The sequence below is a fragment of the Halorubrum ejinorense genome (genome assembly GCF_039522565.1).
GTDB lineage: Archaea > Halobacteriota > Halobacteria > Halobacteriales > Haloferacaceae > Halorubrum > Halorubrum ejinorense.
This window is the reverse complement of sequence record NZ_BAAADQ010000002.1, coordinates 131,656-149,953: the sequence shown is the minus strand read 5'-3', so window position 1 is coordinate 149,953 and position 18,298 is coordinate 131,656. Positions and strand designations below refer to the sequence as shown.

The 18,298-nt window shown below is 68.7% G+C and carries 21 protein-coding genes; 8 read left to right on the top strand and 13 right to left on the bottom strand.

Features of this window, described 5'->3' with window-relative positions:
* Positions 1-38: 38 nt before the first annotated feature.
* The gene (locus tag ABDZ89_RS02945) at positions 39-998 is read right to left on the bottom strand and encodes a calcium/sodium antiporter (protein WP_343776470.1); all 960 of its coding nucleotides are present in this window, start codon (positions 996-998) and stop codon (positions 39-41) included.
* Positions 999-1,214: 216 nt separating this feature from the next.
* A complete protein-coding gene (locus ABDZ89_RS02940) occupies positions 1,215-1,694 on the bottom strand; it encodes a TRAM domain-containing protein (protein ID WP_343776468.1) in 480 nt (159 codons plus the stop codon).
* A 96-nt stretch (positions 1,695-1,790) separates the two neighbouring features.
* Here ABDZ89_RS02940 and ABDZ89_RS02935 point away from each other — a divergent pair, with 96 nt between their 5' ends.
* Complete coding sequence (locus ABDZ89_RS02935) at positions 1,791-3,023, top strand: mandelate racemase/muconate lactonizing enzyme family protein (RefSeq protein ID WP_343776466.1); 1,233 nt, start codon at positions 1,791-1,793, stop codon at positions 3,021-3,023.
* A gap of 110 nt (positions 3,024-3,133) precedes the next feature.
* Here the strand turns inward: ABDZ89_RS02935 and ABDZ89_RS02930 are convergent, their stop codons facing one another.
* The 5 genes from ABDZ89_RS02930 to ABDZ89_RS02910 all read right to left on the bottom strand — a co-directional run bounded on the left by ABDZ89_RS02930 (position 3,134) and on the right by ABDZ89_RS02910 (position 7,370).
* On the bottom strand, positions 3,134-3,919 hold the full coding sequence (locus tag ABDZ89_RS02930) for a PHP domain-containing protein (protein WP_343776465.1): 786 nt from the start codon (positions 3,917-3,919) through the stop codon (positions 3,134-3,136).
* Between the two features lie 68 nt (positions 3,920-3,987).
* Complete coding sequence (locus ABDZ89_RS02925) at positions 3,988-5,205, bottom strand: MFS transporter (protein WP_343776463.1); 1,218 nt, start codon at positions 5,203-5,205, stop codon at positions 3,988-3,990.
* Positions 5,206-5,375: 170 nt separating this feature from the next.
* Complete coding sequence (locus tag ABDZ89_RS02920) at positions 5,376-5,981, bottom strand: MOSC domain-containing protein (protein WP_343776461.1); 606 nt, start codon at positions 5,979-5,981, stop codon at positions 5,376-5,378.
* Entirely contained in the window at positions 5,978-6,382 is a 405-nt protein-coding gene (locus tag ABDZ89_RS02915; RefSeq protein WP_343776459.1) for a hypothetical protein, read from the bottom strand. Before ABDZ89_RS02915 ends, ABDZ89_RS02920 begins: the two co-directional genes overlap by 4 nt.
* 70 nt (positions 6,383-6,452) lie before the next feature.
* Complete coding sequence (locus ABDZ89_RS02910; RefSeq protein ID WP_343776458.1) at positions 6,453-7,370, bottom strand: PLP-dependent cysteine synthase family protein; 918 nt, start codon at positions 7,368-7,370, stop codon at positions 6,453-6,455.
* Between the two features lie 269 nt (positions 7,371-7,639).
* On the opposite strand from ABDZ89_RS02910, the gene ABDZ89_RS02905 reads away from it, so the two are divergent.
* Together ABDZ89_RS02905 and ABDZ89_RS02900 are read left to right on the top strand one after the other, a co-directional pair.
* Positions 7,640-8,026: a DUF7475 family protein gene (locus ABDZ89_RS02905; RefSeq protein ID WP_343776457.1), complete on the top strand. Its 387-nt coding sequence runs from the start codon at positions 7,640-7,642 to the stop codon at positions 8,024-8,026.
* Positions 8,027-8,155: 129 nt separating this feature from the next.
* The gene (locus ABDZ89_RS02900) at positions 8,156-8,542 is read left to right on the top strand and encodes a TlpA family protein disulfide reductase (RefSeq protein ID WP_343776455.1); all 387 of its coding nucleotides are present in this window, start codon (positions 8,156-8,158) and stop codon (positions 8,540-8,542) included.
* 15 nt (positions 8,543-8,557) lie between these two features.
* On the opposite strand, the gene ABDZ89_RS02895 is transcribed toward ABDZ89_RS02900, so the two are convergent.
* A complete protein-coding gene (locus ABDZ89_RS02895; RefSeq protein WP_343776454.1) occupies positions 8,558-8,773 on the bottom strand; it encodes a hypothetical protein in 216 nt (71 codons plus the stop codon).
* 92 nt (positions 8,774-8,865) lie between these two features.
* On the opposite strand from ABDZ89_RS02895, the gene ABDZ89_RS02890 reads away from it, so the two are divergent.
* The gene (locus ABDZ89_RS02890; protein WP_343776452.1) at positions 8,866-9,609 is read left to right on the top strand and encodes a ThuA domain-containing protein; all 744 of its coding nucleotides are present in this window, start codon (positions 8,866-8,868) and stop codon (positions 9,607-9,609) included.
* Between the two features lie 22 nt (positions 9,610-9,631).
* Here ABDZ89_RS02890 and ABDZ89_RS02885 read toward each other — a convergent pair whose 3' ends face one another.
* Positions 9,632-10,300 (bottom strand): helix-turn-helix domain-containing protein, encoded by a 669-nt coding sequence (locus ABDZ89_RS02885; RefSeq protein ID WP_343776451.1) that lies wholly within the window; start codon positions 10,298-10,300, stop codon positions 9,632-9,634.
* Positions 10,301-10,384: 84 nt separating this feature from the next.
* Here ABDZ89_RS02885 and ABDZ89_RS02880 point away from each other — a divergent pair, with 84 nt between their 5' ends.
* Positions 10,385-12,040: an NADH-quinone oxidoreductase subunit D-related protein gene (locus ABDZ89_RS02880; protein WP_343776450.1), complete on the top strand. Its 1,656-nt coding sequence runs from the start codon at positions 10,385-10,387 to the stop codon at positions 12,038-12,040.
* A gap of 220 nt (positions 12,041-12,260) precedes the next feature.
* Here the strand turns inward: ABDZ89_RS02880 and ABDZ89_RS02875 are convergent, their stop codons facing one another.
* The 3 genes from ABDZ89_RS02875 to pyrB all read right to left on the bottom strand — a co-directional run bounded on the left by ABDZ89_RS02875 (position 12,261) and on the right by pyrB (position 14,858).
* Positions 12,261-13,121, bottom strand: coding sequence for a hypothetical protein (locus ABDZ89_RS02875; protein ID WP_343776449.1), 861 nt, complete (start codon positions 13,119-13,121; stop codon positions 12,261-12,263).
* A gap of 334 nt (positions 13,122-13,455) precedes the next feature.
* Complete coding sequence (gene pyrI, locus ABDZ89_RS02870; RefSeq protein WP_343776447.1) at positions 13,456-13,914, bottom strand: aspartate carbamoyltransferase regulatory subunit; 459 nt, start codon at positions 13,912-13,914, stop codon at positions 13,456-13,458.
* Positions 13,911-14,858, bottom strand: coding sequence for an aspartate carbamoyltransferase (gene pyrB / locus ABDZ89_RS02865; protein WP_343776446.1), 948 nt, complete (start codon positions 14,856-14,858; stop codon positions 13,911-13,913). The genes pyrI and pyrB overlap by 4 nt, the downstream gene beginning before the upstream one ends.
* Before the next feature lie 188 nt (positions 14,859-15,046).
* On the opposite strand from pyrB, the gene ABDZ89_RS02860 reads away from it, so the two are divergent.
* From ABDZ89_RS02860 to ABDZ89_RS02850, 3 genes are all read left to right on the top strand, one after another.
* Complete coding sequence (locus tag ABDZ89_RS02860; protein ID WP_343776445.1) at positions 15,047-15,364, top strand: ASCH domain-containing protein; 318 nt, start codon at positions 15,047-15,049, stop codon at positions 15,362-15,364.
* 141 nt (positions 15,365-15,505) lie between these two features.
* A complete protein-coding gene (locus tag ABDZ89_RS02855) occupies positions 15,506-16,927 on the top strand; it encodes a short-chain fatty acid transporter (protein WP_371153008.1) in 1,422 nt (473 codons plus the stop codon).
* A gap of 223 nt (positions 16,928-17,150) precedes the next feature.
* Entirely contained in the window at positions 17,151-17,666 is a 516-nt protein-coding gene (locus ABDZ89_RS02850) for a hypothetical protein (protein ID WP_343776442.1), read from the top strand.
* A gap of 69 nt (positions 17,667-17,735) precedes the next feature.
* On the opposite strand, the gene ABDZ89_RS02845 is transcribed toward ABDZ89_RS02850, so the two are convergent.
* A complete protein-coding gene (locus ABDZ89_RS02845) occupies positions 17,736-18,071 on the bottom strand; it encodes a 2Fe-2S iron-sulfur cluster-binding protein (RefSeq protein WP_343776441.1) in 336 nt (111 codons plus the stop codon).
* Between the last annotated feature and the right edge of the window lie 227 nt (positions 18,072-18,298).

Genomic DNA, 18,298 nt, shown 5'->3' with positions numbered 1-18,298 from the left:
CCCCTCTGACACTAGCCGCGCCGCCTCACGGTCGGTAGTCACGGCACCGACGGGCCCAGTCCCGCGAGGTCGAGCGCCCACCGCACGGCGGCGATGCCGACGAGTAGCGCTCCCTCGGGACGGGTGAGTTCGCCCTCGCTCCACAGCATCGCGAGCGCGACCAGAACGAGCGCGGTCACCCAGAGTAACCCCTGTATGGCCGTCGACGCGACGGTCGGCGGCCGGATGATCGCCGCCAGACCGAGGACGCCGAGCAGGTTGAACAGGTCGCTCCCGATGAGGTTCCCCACGGTGACGCCGGCCGACCCCCTACGGGCGGCCACGACCGACGTCGCCAGCTCCGGGGTCGACGTCCCGGCGGCGACGACGGTGACGCCGATGACCCACTCGGAGAGGCCGGCCGCGCGGGCGAGGTCCGCCGCCGACCCCACTAGCAGTCGGCCGCCTCCGACGACGAGTCCGAGACCGACGAGCAGGAGCGCGACGTCCCTGCGCCGAAACTCGCGGCGGTCCCTCGTCTCCTGTTTCAGGGACTGCTCCGAGACGAAGAGGTAGACGAGGTACGCGACGAGCAGGCCGACGAGCACGGCCCCCTCCCAGCGGGCGAGCTCGAGGTCACGGAGGAAGCCGAGAACGAGGAGGCTCCCGCCGACGAGAACGGTTCCGTCGCGGCGGATCACCTCGGGAGCGGCCGCGACGGTGACGCTCGTCATCGCGACGCCGCCGAGGATGAACCCCAGGTTGAACAGGTTCGACCCGACCACGTTCCCGACGGCGATGTCGGCCCGGCCCGTCAACGCGGCGTCGACGGTCACCGCGAACTCGGGGGCCGACGTCCCGATAGCGACGACGGAGAGACCGATCACCAGGTCCGAAACCCCGAGTCGCTGAGCGATCCGCGTCGCGCTACCGACGAGGCGTTCGGCGCCGAGCCAGAGGGCGGCGACGCTCCCCGAGATCAACGCGAGGTCGACTGCGACGGCCGTCGTCGATGCCATCGAACGCAAGCTGACGCGACGGCGTGTTAAAACCACACACCGACCACGAGACGGGCCCGCGACCGCGCGGCGTACCCGGCCGAAGAACGGCTCGAAGCCGCTACCGAATTCGCGCGCTGCGTCGCCGGGAGTCCGGGAATTTCGACAGATCCCGATTCCGGCACGGCAGCGAACGCGCGGAGCGGCGACGAACGGGAGTGCCGCGCCGCTCGGACGCTACTCGTCGACGATGTTCGCGAAGGAAACGTTCTCGCGGACGCTCGTGATCTCGACGGTCGGCTCCTCGCCGGGTTCGGCGTCGGGGACGATGACGACGTAGCCGCGTTCGATCTTCGCGATGCCGTCGCCTTTGTCGCCGAGCGTCTCTATCGTCACGTCTCGGACTTCCCCCTCGGACACCGGCGGGTCGGGCTGAACGGCGCCGGCGGCCCCGCGGGAGGTGGGACGCTGTTCTCCGTCGGACGGGCTCGCGGCGTCGTCGCCGGCGGAAGCGGACCGAGTGCCGCCGTCGCTCGCCTCCGTCGCCGCCTCGGAGCTCGCTCCGGCGCGGTCCAGTACGGCGATCCGATACGTTTCGCCGACGCTGACGCTGCCGTGTTCGATCTCCGAGGCGGGAACGGTGACGACGTAGTCGTCGCCGCGGGACTCCACCTGACCGGTGTACAGACACGCGAGAGAATCAGTGATTTCGACCATATCCCTTTTCTAGCGCACGGGGATGAAAAGCCACCTGTTCAGGCCGTGCTGCGGACGAAGGTAAACGTTTACCCTGTTCCGAATTAATCAGCGCTCATGAGCCGAGACTACGAGTCGCTCCACGACCCGAACGCGGAGTACACGATGCGAGAGCTCTCCGCCGAGACGATGGGGACCACGGGGACGCGCGGGGGCGGCCGCGACGTCGAGATCACGGACGTTCAGACGACGATGGTCGACGGGAACTTCCCGTGGACGCTCGTCCGCGTCTACACCGACGCGGGCGTCGTCGGCACCGGCGAGGCGTACTGGGGCGCGGGCGTCCCGGAGCTGATCGAGCGCATGAAGCCGTTCGTCGTCGGCGAGAACCCGCTCGACATCGACCGCCTCTACGAGCACCTGATCCAGAAGATGTCCGGCGAGGGGTCGATCGAGGGCGTCACCGTCACGGCCATCTCCGGCATCGAGGTCGCGCTCCACGACCTCGCGGGCAAGATCCTCGACGTGCCCGCCTACCAGCTGCTCGGCGGGAAGTACCGCGACGAGATGCGCGTCTACTGCGACTGTCACACCGAGGAGGAGGCCGACCCCGAGGCCTGCGCGGACGAGGCCGAGCGCGTCGTCGACGAGCTCGGCTACGACGCCCTGAAGTTCGACCTCGACGTTCCGAGCGGCTTCGAGAAGGACCGCGCGAACCGCCACCTCCGTCCCGGCGAGATCCGCCACAAGGCGGAGATCGTCGAGACGGTCACCGAGCGCGTGAAGGACAAGGCCGACGTCTCCTTCGACTGCCACTGGACGTTCTCGGGCGGCTCTGCGAAGCGCCTCGCGGACGCCATCGAGGAGTACGACGTCTGGTGGCTCGAAGACCCCGTGCCGCCGGAGAACCTCGAAGTGCAAGAGGAGGTGACGAAGAACACGGTCACGCCCATCGCGGTCGGGGAGAACCGCTACCGCGTCACCGAGCTCCGCCGCCTCATCGAGAACCAGGCGGTCGACATCGTCGCGCCCGACCTGCCGAAGGTCGGCGGCATGCGCGAGACCCGCAAGATCGCGGACGTGGCGAACCAGTACTACGTCCCGGTCGCGATGCACAACGTCGCCTCGCCGATCGCGACGATGGCCGCGACGCACGTCGGCGCCGCCATCCCGAACTCGCTCGCGATCGAGTACCACTCCTACGAGCTGGGCTGGTGGGAGGACCTCGTCGAGGAGGACGTCATCGAGGACGGCTACATCGAGGTGCCGGAGAAGCCCGGCCTCGGCCTCACGCTCGACATGGACACCGTCGAAGAGCACATGGTCGAGGGCGAGACGTTGTTCGACTGAGCGAAGCGAAGTCGGATTCGAGAGACGAGCGGAGCGAGTCTCTCGGCGTTTGACGAGGCGTAAGCCGAAGTCAAGCGCGAAGGCTTCCTTTTCCAGTCGGCTCGGACGCCTCACGCGTTCTCGACGATTTCGTCGAGAACGACCGCGTCGAGCCCCCGTCTGTCGAGTTCTCCTTCGACCTCGCCGGCCCGAGGCGCGATCTCGTCCGGCTCGTGGCTGTCGGTCCCGACGGTGACGCGAACGTCGGCCTCGACGAGCCGGTCGAGGAACGCCGGCGCGGGGTGGAACTGGCCGTAGTCGCTGAGTCGGCATCCGGCGTTTATCTCCGGAACGGTCCGGGAGTCTCGGAAGGCGTCGGCGACCGCGGCGTAGTGGTCCTCGGTCGCGAACCCGCGGAGGTGGGCGTTGCGCTCGATCAAGTCGGGATGCGCGGCGACCGCGAACAGCTCCGAGTCGATCAGCGCGGTCAGCTTCTCGAAGTAGCGGTCGACGAGCGCGCGCCGCTCCGACTCGGGCTTCCCGGCGAAATGCGCCTCTGCGTGGACGTTCGTCCCGTCGAGGTCGTGGACGCTGCCGACCGCGTAGTCGAACCCGGCCTCGTCGAGGAAGTCGCCGATGGCCGCCTCGTGGTCCGGGTCGTAATCCATCTCGACGGCGTCGAACACGTCGATCGCGGCGTCCTCGCGGACCGCGTCGATCGCCCGACGCCGGCGCTCGTAGGTCAGATCGAGGTTGAACCCGAACGCGCGCCGGTGTCGCCGCGCGCCCGGATCCGGCGAGACGGTACAGTGGTCGGCGAACCCGATCCCGTCGAGTCCGGCGTCCGCGGCCGCGTCGACCATCCAACGGAGGAACGCCCCGTCCGAGTAGTTCGTGTGGGCGTGGAAGTCGTACACGGAGGGCATTCGCGCCGGGGCGACTCGAAGGTTCGGGTCGCGGTCGGAGCGCGACGGTGTGCCGACGGCTACCGCCGCTGGCCGAGGAGCGCGTTCGCGGCGATCACGAGGAACGCGACCCCCGCCATGCCGGCGATGACGAGAAAGGAGGTCCCCCATCCGAACAGGTCCGCGACGAGGCCGACGCCGACGGAGCCGGCCGAGCCGATCACGGTGTAGACGGTCCGGATCAGGCCGAAGCCGGCGCCCCGCTCCGCGTCACCGAGGGCGTCCATGAAGCGGGGGTCGATGGCCGAGAAGAAGCTGGAGCCGAGGCCCGCGAGCACCACGGCGATCCCGAGGGCGGCGAGCTCGGGAAGGGCCGGCAGCCCGACCGCGAGCGGGAGCCGGACCAGCTCGGGGAGCGCGACCAGCGCGCCGAGGCCGAGCGCGCCGCCGAGGAGCGACCCGCCGATGCTCGCGTCGCGTCCGAGCCCGTCGGAGAGCCGCCCGATCCCGACCTGCGCCCCGGCTCGGACGACGAAGAACGCGGAGAAGACCCCGCCGGCGAACGCGGGCGAGTACCCCCTGAACTCGACGAGGAACGTCGGGAGAAAGGAGATGACGCCCTGTGCGACGTACGTCCCGAGCGTCGCCACCGCGAGCGGCACGAGGATCTCGCGCCGCCCGATCAGTTCGAGCAGCGGGCCGACCCGGAGCCGCTCCGCCATCGGCTGGTCCGGGCGCCGCGGCTCGGTGGGTCGGACTCGGCGGGCGAACAGGGCGAAGATCGGAACGCCGACGAGCGCGGCAAGGGCGACCCCCGGCCGCCACCCGAATCGGAAGCCGACCCAGGTCGCGGCGACGGGCGCGACGAGCCCGGCGAGCGGCCCGCCCAGCGAGTGGATCCCGACCGCGGTGCCGAGGTCGTCGAACGTCCGGGAAAGCAGCGTGGTCGCCACCGCGTAGTGGAGCCCCGCGGCGAGCCCGAGGAGCACCGCCGCCAGCACGAACGCCGGGAACACGGGGACAGCGGCGAGCAGGAGGCTCATCGCCGTCGTCCCGCCGACCGCGACGAGGATCACGCGGCGCTCGCCGAATCGGTCCGCGAGGACGCCGCTCGGGAACTGCGAGAGGCCGTAGGCGAACCACATGCCGGAGAGGGCGACCCCGACCGCCGTGTTCGAGACCCCGAAGTCGTCGATGATCAGCGGGACGACCGGGCTGATCGCCAGCCGGGCGAAGTAGGTCACGAAGAAGGCGAGCATACACAGCGTCAACACCGTGTGGCGGTAGCGCCAGTTCACGCCGATCGCGGCCTCCGAACCGCACCTGTTCGTCCCGCCGCCGACGTTTGCGACCGCAGAGGGTCCACTGTCCGGTTCACGTCTCGTGTCCGGCGTCGCCCGCGACGGGTATAAACCGTCCTCTATCGGAAACCGGGCCGGTCGCTCTCACCCACGCGCCCGCCGGCCGGTCAGTGGTGTTCCGGCTTCGACCCGTCGTTCTCCGGATTTGGCCCTTCGTTCGCCCCCGACCGGTCCGCGAGTCGCTCAGCGATGGCCGCTCCCGCGGTCCGGGGGTCCGCCTCGCGAACGGTCACCGGATCGCCGACCGCGACGTGCCCCGGCTCCAGCACGTCACAGCAGAGGCCGCCGCGGTTCCGCAGCGCGGACGACAGCCCGCCTTCCCCGGCGAGTTCCTCGACGCGTGCGCAGGGCGGCCGACGCCGCGTCGGTCGCAGGAGCGCGCCGCCGACCGCGACGGTCGCGTCGAGGAGGTCGTCCATCTCGGCCCCGAACCCGTCGACGACGACGTTCCGGCGATGCCGACCGTCGGTCACGTCGATCCCGGTCTCCTCGCGGACCGCGGTGAGCGCCTCCGCGGCGACGAGGGTGACGGCGCAGCCGTCGAGTTGGAAGTGACCGTCGCCGCTTCGGTAGCGGTCGCCCTCGACGCCGCCCGGTCGGATTTCGACCGCGTCGCGGCGGACCGGCGTGGCGCCGGCCTCGGGTGCCGTGACGAGTGCGTCGACCGCACCGGAAGGCGAGCCGGAGTCAGGGGCCGACCCGTCGAGTGTCACGGCGGGCCTCCGAGGAGCTCCCGGTCGTCGGGCTTCAGCCACTCGCGGTGCGCGTAGTAGATAGCGGCGACCGGCGGCGCGGGGAGCGCGGCGAGCGCGTACACCCACTTGAAGAGCCCGAGGTCGACGACGCGTCGCTCGGCGAGCGAGAGTGCGTCGAGCAGCAGCGTCGCGGTCGCCAGCGGCGCGAGGAGGTATCCGTGCGCGAAGGCGACGGTCGCACCGATCGGCGTGCCTGGCGAGAGGAACGCCCAGTCGACCGCGTACAGCAGCGTCCAGAGGGCGACGGTCGCCGCGAGCACGGCGAGCCACGGGCCGTCGAAGCGTCGGTCCGAGGCGTTCGGCGAGTCTGCGGAGCCGCCGTCAGTCCCCTCGGTGGCCGGTTCTGCGCGCGTGTTCACGAGCCTATTGAGCGCCGGACGCTAATCAACGTCCGGGTGGTGCGGTCGCGGACGATCGCGGTTCGACCGATCACTCGTCGAACGTGCCGGCCGTCAGGTAGCGCTCCCCGCTGTCCCAGAAGACGGTGACGACGAGGGGCTCCTCGCCGGCGAACTCGCCGGTCTCGCGGAGCTCGGCGGCCACGTCCTTCGCGGCGAGGTTCGAGGCGCCGGACGACTGCCCGACCAGAATCCCCTCCTCGCGGGCGAGTCGTCGGCACTCGAGTTCGGCGTCTCCGAGTTCGACCGTGTGAATTTCGTCGATCAGGTCGACGTCGAGGTTCGGTGCGACGAAGCCCGGACCCATCCCCTGAAAGGAGTCGTTCCCGGGCTCTCCGCCCGACAGCACGGCGTTGTCGGCGGGCTCGACGGCGTCGATTCGGACGTCGGGGAACGCCTCGCGCAGGCGCCGACCGATGCCGGAGAGCGTGCCCCCGGTGCCGACGCCGGCGACGAGCGCGTCGGCCGTGCGGTCGCCGATCTGGTCGAGGATCTCCGGGCCCGTCGTCTCGTAGTGGGCGCGGGGGTTGGCTGGGTTCTCGAACTGGCGGAGTTGGACCGTGTTCGGCTCTCGTTCGAGTTCGTCGGCGCGGTCCTTGGCGTCCGAGATGGTGCCGTCGACGAGTTCGACGGTGGCGCCGTACGCCTTCATCAGCCGGCGGCGCTCGATCGATTTCCCCTCGGGGATGACGAGGGTCACGTCGTAGCCGCGCGTCGCGCCGACCATCGCGAGGCCGATGCCGGTGTTGCCCGAGGTCGGCTCCACGATGCGGTCGCCCGGCTCGATCTCGCCCGCCTCCTCCGCGGCCTCGACCATGTACAGCGCGGGGCGGTCCTTCGCCGAGCCGCCCGGGTTGCGGGACTCGACTTTCGCCGCCACCGTGGTTCCCGCGGGCGCGTCGACCCGCACCAGCGGCGAGCCGAGCGTCGACAGGATGTCGTCGTCCATTAGTCGACACGAGGCGGCCGCGACCCAAAGGCCCCCCGGACTCCGGCAATCGAGGTCGGTAGCCGGGAAAGTCGCAACCGGGCGGCGCAAGCGCGACGACGGCGGTCGCGAGTGAGCTACTTAGTAGTGCCCGTAAATCCCATTTTAGGCGTCGACAGAGACGTAGCCGTCGCTATCAAACTATCTCACAAAACCCATTTTGGCCGTTTTACGACACTTAGAGACGAATAATAACAGCACTTATTTGCCGTCACCCGTCCAATAATATTGTGTCTAATACACAAAACAGTTCAGCGAGGCAGGCCGGATCGCTCGGTCGACTCCAGTGGCTCGCAGTGGCGTTGGTCGTCGTCACCGGTGTTCTCCACTTGTACGCCGGCATCGTCGAGGGACGAGCTCCCGTCGCGCTCGCAGGCGTAGGTTACGCCGGGGCGCTCGTGCTCTTCTTCCGCGGCTACCGGCGGCGACTGCTCTACCTGATCGGCGTTCCGTACACCGCCGTCCAATTCCCCATCTGGATCGTGGCGAAGACGGAATACGGGGTGGTCGACTACGTCGACAAGGCGGCGCAGGTCGCCCTGATCCTCGTGTTGGTCTACCTCTATCTCAACACGATGTCCGAGCCCGACCGAGGGACCGCGACGGCGGCAGACTGAGCACGGATTCGTGGGTCGCGAACGCGCGCGCTCGGACCCGCTGACGGCGTCTACCTTCCCGCGGCCGTCGTGCGTCCCCGCGGTTGCCACCGACGCGCCGTTTACGTGTCCCGACGACGTAACGTGGGCATGACGCTCGAAACACTCGTGCCCGCGACGGACCTCGACGCGGACGCGTTCGACGATGCGGTCGTGGCGGCGCTCGCGGCCGACGACTACGTCTTCAAGGTGTGGGGCGGCGACTGGTGTGGCGACTGCCAGCGCCAGCTCCCCGAGTTCGGCGCCGCGCTCGCCGCCGCCGAGGTCCCCGACGACCGCATCGAGGCGTTCCCGGTGACGAAGGGGCCGAACGGGAAGGAGGGAGAGGGGGTCGACGCGTACGGCGTCGAGCTGATCCCGACGGTCGTCGTCGAGTCCCCCGACGGCGAGGAGCTCGCCCGCTTCGTCGAGGAGGCGGACGTCTCCATCGCGGAGTCGCTGGCGCGCCAGCTCGCCGACGTCGAAGCGACCGCCTGAGACGGCCCTCCGGAGTCAGTCGTCTGCCGCGTTCGCGTCGGTCGCGTAGTAGACGACGGCCATCGTCACGCCCATCGTGACCGCGTAGACCGTCGTCGAGGTGTCGAGGACGACGCCGACACCGAGGACCGACGCGGACGCCACGATTCCGGTGAGGAGGGCGTACCGAACTCTGGAGAGCCCGCGCGCCCAGTCGTCGGCGCGGCGGTACAGTTGGCGGGGACTTGTCATGTCTCGTCATGTCGCGCGACCGACGACTATCTTCCGGTCGATCCGCGACCGCAGTAGCGAGCGCTCAAGTCCCTCCGGCCTCCACGCGGCGTATGGCACGCGTCACAGTCTGGAACGAGTACCGACACGAGCGCGAGAGCGACGTGGTCGCCGATGTCTACCCCGACGGGATCCACGCCGTCATCGCGGACGCGCTCCGGACGGCGGGTCACGACGTGCGCACCGCGACCCTCGACGAGGGCCCCGATCACGGGCTCACGGAGGCCGTCTTGGACGACACCGACGTGCTCACGTGGTGGGGTCACGCGGCCCACGACGAGGTGCGCGACGCGGTCGTCGACCGGGTCCGCGAGCGCGTCCTCGACGGGATGGGCCTGCTCGTCCTCCACTCCGCGCACTACTCGAAGATATTCAAGCGCCTGATGGGGACCAGCTGTTCGCTGAAGTGGCGCGAGGCCGCCGAGCGCGAGCGGCTGTGGACGATCGAACCAGGGCACCCGATCGCGGACGGGATCGGTGAGACCATCGAACTGCCGGAGACCGAGATGTACGGCGAGCGATTCGACGTCCCGGCGCCGGACACCTTGGTGTTCAACTCCTGGTTCGAGGGCGGCGAGACGTTCCGCTCCGGCTGCTGTTACCGACGCGGGAGCGGGAAGGTGTTCTACTTCCGACCGGGCCACGAGACGTACCCGATCTATCACGACGAGGACGTCCGGCAGGTCCTCCGGAACGCGGTCGACTGGGCCGAACCGGGCGGCGGCCCGACCCCCGAGTTCGGCAACGCCGACCCGATCGAGGACATCGACACGAGCGACGACCGGACGGTCCACTAGCGCGGGACCGTCGTTCTCGGTCTCAAGCCACGTCGCGTAGCTCGATGAACGCGGACATCATCGCCGACTCGGCCTTCCGGAGGTGTTCCGAGGCGGTGCTCGGAGCGGCGTCGATCCGCTCGGCGACCTCCTCGACGGTCCCCGACCGCGGGAACTCGTAGTACCCGCTCTCGACGGCGGCCGCGAGCGCGTCGAACTGTCGGTCGGTCAGCCCCGGGTCGAAGAGGTCCTGTCGCCAATCGTACTCCCCGATCCGGAGGACGTCGCTCCCGATCCGGTCCGGTAGCTCGGCGAGCGCGTCTCCGAGCGGGCCGCGTTCCCCGATCAGCGTCAGGCGCACGGTCCCGCTCGGGCGGAAGTCGACCGGCGGGACGACGACGATGCCGGTCCGCTGAAACGGGTCGAACATGGCCTCGTCGACCGCGTCGCGCCGCTGCGTGAGGAAGACGTAGTAGCCGTCGTCGTCGATCCGAGTGACCTCGAACTCCCGGATCCGGTCGACCGCCCGCAGCGCGTCGGTGTAGACGTTGATGTCCCCCTCGACGTAGAACAGGAACGTGTCCGCCGTCTCGTCGAGAACGGTGCCCTGTAGCAGGACGTCCCGCTCCACGGCGTCGGACTCGTCGACGAGCCGGTGCATGGGATGCATGAGGTCCGGCGGATAGCGGAGTTCGAGCCGGAGGTATCTCACGCCGCGCAATCGCGCCGGCGCGATTATAAATGCCCGTGCTGAGCCGGCAGAAGATTCGGGGGTCGCGGCCGCCTCCGTCCGTGTATGTCGACCGAGCTGCTGCGCGACGCCGACGAGGGCGACGGAACGGCGGACCCCTTCTCGCCGATCCGCGAGTTGGTGACGGGGCGCGAGGAGCACGTGAACGCGCCCGCCGCCCGAATTCGACCGGACGCGGTACAGGAGGCCCTCTCCGCCCTGCGAGCCGAGGGCGACTACGACCACCTCGCCTGCGTCACCGCACAGGAGTACGAGGGCCGCTACGAATCGATCTACCACCTGCGCTCGTACGACGACCCGACGCGGGAGGTCAGCGTCGTCGTTCCCGCCGACAGAGAGGACCCCGTCTCGGAGTCCGCGGCGCCCGTGTTCCACACGGCCGACTGGCACGAGCGCGAGGCGTACGACCTCGTCGGGATCGAGTACGATGACCACCCCGACCTCCGACGGATACTGCTCCCCGAGACGTGGCAGGGGCACCCGCTGTCGACGGACTACGACAAAGACCGGCCGCAGATCGCCGCGCTCTCCGAGAACGAGCCGGTCGAGCCGGGGGCCTCGGCGTCGGTCGAGAGCGACACCATGCTGCTCAACATCGGGCCGCACCACCCGGCCACCCACGGCGTCCTCCACCTTCAGGTGACCCTCGACGGCGAGGACGTGATCGGCGTCGAGCCCGACATCGGCTACATCCACCGCTGCGAGGAGCAGATGGCCCAGTCCGGCACGTACCGCCACCAGATCATGCCGTACCCCGACCGGTGGGACTGGGGCGGTGGCGGGCTGCTCAACGAGTGGGCCTACGCGCGCGTCGCCGAGGACCTCGCGGACGTCGAGGTGCCCGAGTACGCGCGGGTGATCCGGACGATGAGCGCCGAGCTGAGCCGGATCCTCTCGCACATGCTGGCGATGGGCGCGTACGCGCTCGACGTGATCGGCGACTTCACCGCGACGTTCATGTACGCAATCCAGGAGCGCGAGCGCGTTCAGGACATATTAGAGGACCTGACCGGCCAGCGGCTGATGTTCAACTACTTCCGGCTCGGCGGCGTGGCGTGGGACCTCCCGGAGCCCCGTGAGGAGTTCCTGGGCGGAATCCGCGAGTTCCTCGACGGCCTCCCGCGTCGCATCGAGGAGTACCACGACCTGCTGACGCGGAACGAGATACTACAGCTCCGAACGATAGACACCGGGACGCTCCCGCCGTCGGTCGCGAAGGAGTACGGGACGACCGGCCCGGTACTCAGGGGCTCCGGGGTCGACTACGACCTGCGCCGCGACGACCCGTACGGGTACTACGACGAACTCGACTGGGACGTCGTCACCGAGGACGGGTGTGACAACTACAGTCGGCTGCTCGTCCGGATGCGCGAGGTCGAGGAGTCCGCGAGGATCGTCGGGCAGTGCGTCGACCTGCTCGACGACTGGCCCGAGGACGACCGAACCGTTCAGGCGAACGTCCCCAGAACGATCCGCCCGGACGACGACGCGGAGATCTACCGCGCCGTCGAGGCCGCGAAGGGAGAGCTCGGCATCTACGTCCGTGCCGACGGGACGGACAAACCCGCCCGGTTCAAGATCCGCGGTCCGTCGTTTTCGAACCTCCAAGCGCTCCCCGAGATGGCCGAGGGCGAGTCGATTCCGGACCTGGTCGCGGCGCTGGGGAGCCTCGACACGATCATGGGCGAGGTCGACCGCTGACCCGGTCGCTCCCCGACGAGCCCGCGGCTCACGAGCGTAGAGCGACCGCCGCTACGGCGCGGACGTTGAAAGGCGGCCGCCCCACGCGAACGCGAGACGACCGGTTTGTGTCGCACGCCGGCGGCCGGTCACGTGAACGTGGTCCGCCCGAGGGTATAAACCCTCCTTCACGTCGCCGCGAGCGTCACGCGACGGCGCCGCCGCGTGCCGGCGGAGCGACTCAGTCCGGTCGGTGGACCTCGCCGTCGCGCTCGTCGGCCCCTTTCCGGCGGACCGCGGCGGCCGCGTTGTTCGCGTCGTAGCCGAAGAACACGTCCTTCGCGTACGCCTCGGCCACCTCGGTCGCGTGGATCAGGTCGTCGACGTCGACGTCGACCGCGTACAGCTCCAGCGAGAACGGCGTCTCCGGCGGCGCGCCGTGGACGTCGTAGTCGCCGCCGAGCCGGGAGCGGAACCCCCGTGCGATCGTCTCCAGCCAGTAGGTCGTCGCGTACTCGGTGTCGTACAGCGGGACGACGAACTCGTCGACGTGGTCGGCGAGCCGGTCGAGGTCGAGGCCGGCGCGCTCGTAGAGGTGGTCGGGATACGGGTCGGGATACAGCGTGAGCAGCAGGCGTCCGGGGACTAACTCGGCCGCGTCCGCGACGAACTCGGTGATGACGTCGGCGCGCCAGTCGCCGAAGTCGTCGCGGTCGCTCTCGGTGAACAGGCGTTCACAGCGGTCGCAGTGGCAGAATCCCTCGCGGGGGAAGCCGACGTCGTCGAGGCGGACGTCGCCGTTCTCCGCGGCGCAGTCGGAGATTATCTCCATGAGCCCCTCGCGGTACTCCGGGTGCGTCGGGCAGATGTACGCCCAGTCGAAGTAGTCGCGGTCGCGGGTCGCCGGCTCGCCGCGCTCGTCGACCGGGACGAGCTCCGGGTTCTCGCCGGCGGCGGCGTTGTCGCCGAAACACGACACCATGTTCACGGCGTTCGGCAGCGGCTCGGCGGCCCGCCCCGTGACGTCTTTCACCTCGTAGAAGCCGAGGTCGAACGGCTCCATCGCGACCTCGTCGGCGTTCCGCGTGACGACCCCGTACATGGGGCTTGCTAGGCGGTAGGTCGGTAAAAACGGCGGGTCTCGTGACGGTCGGCGCGGGGAAGCGGACCGGCGTAGCGACGTAACTCAGCGGGTACTGCGACCCCGTGAGGGGGCTATTCAGCGGTCGGCCGGATCGCGGAGGGCGGGTCCGACGACTACTCGACTTCGACCGGCTGCTTGTCGCCGGCGAAGAGGAAGTACGCGAGCGCGACGAGCGACAGCACGAGGACGAGCTTGGCTTTCTTGCTCATGGACCGACGTTCGCACGGCGGGCGCTAAAACTTACCGGAGGGCCGGCGACCGCGCGGCGGGTCGGTCGTCGAACGGCGGCGGCTCAAACGTCGATGTGGTCGGCGATGTCGGCGCGCAGGATCGTCGCGCAGTAGTCGCAGCGCACGCCGTCGGCGACGACGTCGAAGCGGGTCTCGACCGGTTCGCCGGCGTTCGTGATACAGTTGCGGTTCGGACACGAGAGGACGCCGGTGACCCCGTCGGGCCGGGTGACGCGGTTCTTCTCGACGACCTCGAAGTCGCGGACGATGTTGATCGTGGCCTCGGGCGCGATGAGCGACAGCACGTCGACCTCGGACTGCGAGAGCTCGCGGTCCTCGACCTTCACGATGTCCTTGCGGCCCAGCCGGTCGGAGGGGACGTTCATCCCGACGGAGACGCCGAAGCCCTCCCGACCGTCGATGCCCAAGATCGCGAGGACGTTCAGCGCTTGGCCGGCCTCGACGTGGTCGATGACCGTGCCGTCTCGGATCTTCGAGACGCGGAGCTCGTGTTCGCTCATCGGTCCACCTCCGTCCCCTCGTCGCCGTCGGGATTCGCGTTCTCCAACAGGGTGTCGAGCAGCGCCATGCGCACCGGGATCCCGTTGTGCGCCTGTTCGAAATAGCGCGCGTGGTCGGTCTCGTCGACGTCGGGCGCGATCTCGTCGACCCGGGGAAGCGGGTGCATCACCGTCAGGTCGTCCGCCGCGGCCTCGAGCGTGTCGGCGTCGATCTGGTACTCGCCCGCGACGCGGTGGTACTCGTTCTCGTCGGGGAACCGCTCCTTCTGGATCCGGGTGACGTAGAGCACGTCGAGGTCGCCGATGACCGGCTCCAACTCCTCGTGTTCGCGCACCTGGGCGCCCGTCTCGTGGAGGTCGAACCGCACCGACCGCGGGAGCCGCAGCGACTCGGGGCTGATGAAGTGCTGGTTGGCGTCGAACTCGGTGAGCGCGGCCGCCAGCGAGTGGACGGTCCGCCCGTACTTCAGGTCGCCCATGATCCCGATCGTGAGGTCGTCGAGCCCGTGGTCCTCGCGGATCGTGTGGAGGTCGAGGAGGGTCTGGGACGGGTGCTGGCCCGCGCCGTCGCCCGCGTTGACGACCGGAACGTCGACGCGTTCGCCGGCCAGCGTCGCGGCGCCCTCGCTCGGGTGACGGAGGACGAGGGCGTCCGCGTACCCCTCGATGACGCGGACGGTGTCCGACAGCGACTCCCCCTTCGAGACGGACGAGGAGTCGACGTCGCCCATGCCGATGGTGTCCATCCCGAGGCGCTTCCCCGCGCTGTCGAAGCTCATGCGGGTCCGCGTGCTGGGCTCGAAAAAGCAGAGCGCGAGCACGCGGCCGGCGTGTCGGTCCGCGTAGGCGGCGGGGTCGTCGGCGACCGCTCGGGCCCGGTCGAGCACGGCCTCGATGTCATCCCGCGAGAGCTGGGTCGCGGTGATGAGGTGATCCTGACGCATCATCCGAGAAGGGTATCGGCAGTATCTTGAATCCCTCGGCTCGGGCCGCAGAACCGATGTTCACGGACGTGAACAGTCGTCGAGAGGTGCTTTCGAAATCCGTAACGCGGGGAGAATCCGTCCGCGCCTCGCGACGGCCACACGGCTCCCGCCGCCGCGCATAAGCCGCCGCGGACCGAAACGGGTCTATGAGCGAAAACGACCCGGCCGACCTGCTCCCGAACGACCGCGTGAAACAGGCCGCCCTCGACGGCGACGTGACACAGCTCCACCGCGGGAATCAGTACGGCGAGCCGGGCGACACCTTCGAGATAGACGGCGTCGCCTTCGAACTGACCGAGGTCGCGGAGCGGACGCTGGGCGACATGACCGACGAGGACGCGAAACGCGAGGGGTCGCCGTCGCTGGAGGCGTACAAGGAGCGCATGGTCCGCGCACACGGCGGGAACTTCGACTGGGACGACGACGCGGACGTGGTGCGACACCGCTTCGAGCGAGTCGAGTAGGCGTTCGTCGCCGGCCCGACACGGTCGGGCGATGTGTCAGGCGTCGCGACCGTACCCCATTATTTATACTGTAAGATATTGGATGTAGAGAGTATGGCAGCCAGCGACGAGGCCGGCGTCGTCGAACGTATCGGATTTCGAATGTCGGAGGCCGTCGAGCGGTGGATGCCGAGCCCGTTCGTCTTCGCCATTCTGTTGACGTATATCGTCTTCGTGGCCGGATTGGTGACCACCGATTCGGGACCGACAGAACTGTTGGAGTTCTGGTACGGCGGGTTCTGGGCGTTCCTCGGATTCTCGATGCAGATGGTGCTCATCCTGATGACCGGGTTCGTCATCGCGTACCACCCGAGAGTCAACGCGATCTTACAGCGGCTCGCCGAGATTCCGAACACCGGCGCGCAGGCGGCCGCGTTCGTCGGGTTCATCTCGATGTCGCTGGCGTGGGTCCACTGGGGGTTCAGCCTCATCATGGGCGCCATCTTCGCCCGCGAGATGGGGAAAGTCGCCCACCGCAAGGGGATTAACGCGCACTACCCGCTGCTCGCGGTCGCCGGCTACATGGGGCTCGGCCTGACGTGGCACTGGGGCATCTCCGGGTCCGCGCCGCTCCAGTTGACCGACGCGAACAACATCGGCGAGGGGACCGGGTTCGAGTTCCTCTCGTCGACTATCCCCGCCGCCGAGACCATCTTCCACCCGTACGCGCTCACGCTCACCGTCCTCTCAATCCTGTTCGCGAGCGCCGTGCTTTACGTCCTCGCGCCTTCGGGCGACCGCACGAAGGGGATCACTGAGTACGTCGACGAGGCCGAGCTGTTCGACTCGGCGGCGGACGGGGGGCGCGCAGCGGACGACGCGGCCACCGACGGAGGCACCGACGCCGCCGACGCGTCCGACCCGGTCGACGAGCCGCCCGCGGCGGTCGACGACGTGCCAGCCGAGCGGCTGAACAACAGCCGGATCCTCGGGGGCCTGATCGCGCTGTCGGGCATCGCCATCCTCGCGGTCCAGTTCGCCGGACAGGGACTCGGCGCGTTCACGCTGAACGCGGTCAACTTCGGGTTCCTCTTCGCCGGGCTGCTGATCTACCAGCGCCCGGCGTACTACCGCGACCGGTTCAACGAGGCGGCGGGCGCCGCGGCCGGTATCGTCCTGCTTTTCCCCTTCTTCGCGGGTATTCAGGGGATCATGGCCGACTCCGGGCTCGCGCTGCTACTCGCCGAGGCGCTGCTCAGCGTGTCCACGGAGGCGACGTACCCCGTGGTCGCGTGGATCGTCGGCTCCGTCGCGAACCTGTTCGTCCCCTCGGGCGGCGGCGAGTGGCTCGTCGTCGGGCCGTCGGTCCTCCAGGCCGCACAGGAACTCGGCGTGCCGTACGGACAGGCCACCATCGCGTACGCGGTCGGCGACGCGCACACGAACCTGCTGAACCCGTTCTGGGCGCTGCCGCTGCTGGCGATCACGAACGTCAAGGCGCGCGAGATGTTCGGCTACGCCATCGCGATGCTGCTCGCGTTGATCCCGTTCCTGGCGGTAGCGCTGTACGCGGTGCCGTACTGAGGTCGAACCCGATTTTTCGTCCCGAGAGCAGACCAGACGTAGCCCGATCGCTACGTCGGCCGGAACACTGGCGCGCCGAAACTGCGCAGAATACCGTGGCGGCGGGGCCGCTCCGATCGGCGTCAGAAGCGCAACGGGCGAACTGTCGCAACGAAACCGAACAGGTATCAAAAGTTATGTGTCTAGGGACGGAGAGGTATCGCTACGGCCTTCGACGCCTACCATGGATTTCGAAACGGAAGCACACGTCGACGAATACGTCATCGATAGCGACGACACGGCGGTATTCGCCGCGTCCGACGGCGAACTCACGTACACCCGACCGGGTGAGGAGGGCATGGTTTCGATTCCCGTTAGCGACGCGAACAGCGTCGAGTTCGACCGGAACACCGGCTTTCACCGGCACACGTTCCTCGGCCTGTTCTTTCTCGTCCTCTCGCTCATCCTCACCGTCGGCACGGCCCTCCTCGTCTATCAGGGACACGCCGAAACCCGAACGGAAGTCGCGCTCGCGGCGTTCCTGTCTCTTTTCGCGATAGGCGGCTGGAACACCACGTACGACTTCCTGTCTCACTCGAACCGCGACGTGATCGACGTGTACATCACCACCGAGGCGAAGACGCACGTTCTCTGTGGCGAGATCGGAGACGCCGAATTCGTCAACGCGTGTCAACAGCTCAGTGATTCCGACATTCCCACCTCGAACCGTAACCGGAAGCTCGAAGCCACACTCAACTGACGCCCGCGACATCTCGCACGGCGAAGGCGAATCGAGAACGAGGAGAGCCGACGGGCGCGGATCGGCCCTTCAGTCGTCGTCCGCGGCCGCGCCCTCGTCCGCGGCGGTCGCCGCGTCGTCCTCGATGCTCGGCGGGTACTTCCCGCGGTCCAGTACCAGGTCGGACTGCGGGCGGGCCATACAGGTGAGCGCGTACTCGTCGGCCTCCTCGTCGGTGAGGCCGCGGGCCGCGGGCTGGGTCACCTCGCCCTCGACGATTTCGGCGGAGCAGGCGAGACACATTCCGACGCGGCAGGAGTACTCCTGAGCGATCCCCTCCTCGATACAGGGCTGAAGGATCGTCTCCGTGTCGGCCACCTCTATCGTCTCGCCGGTGCCGACGAACTCGACGGTGTACTCTGTCATGACGCCGAATACCCGCTGACCGGTCAAAAAGGGTTCCCCTCGAACGCGTCGCCGTCGCGGGGACGGAAGACGAACGAAGAGCGGCCGGCGGGGGGAGGAAGCGGTGTCGGTTGCTCGACCCATTCCAAGGGAGCCTCAGCGGACGGTGTCGGACGACCGCTACATGAACTAGGGCCTGACGAGCATAAGTTGCTGTAGTACAGTCCTCGAAAAATGGAACAGCGGTG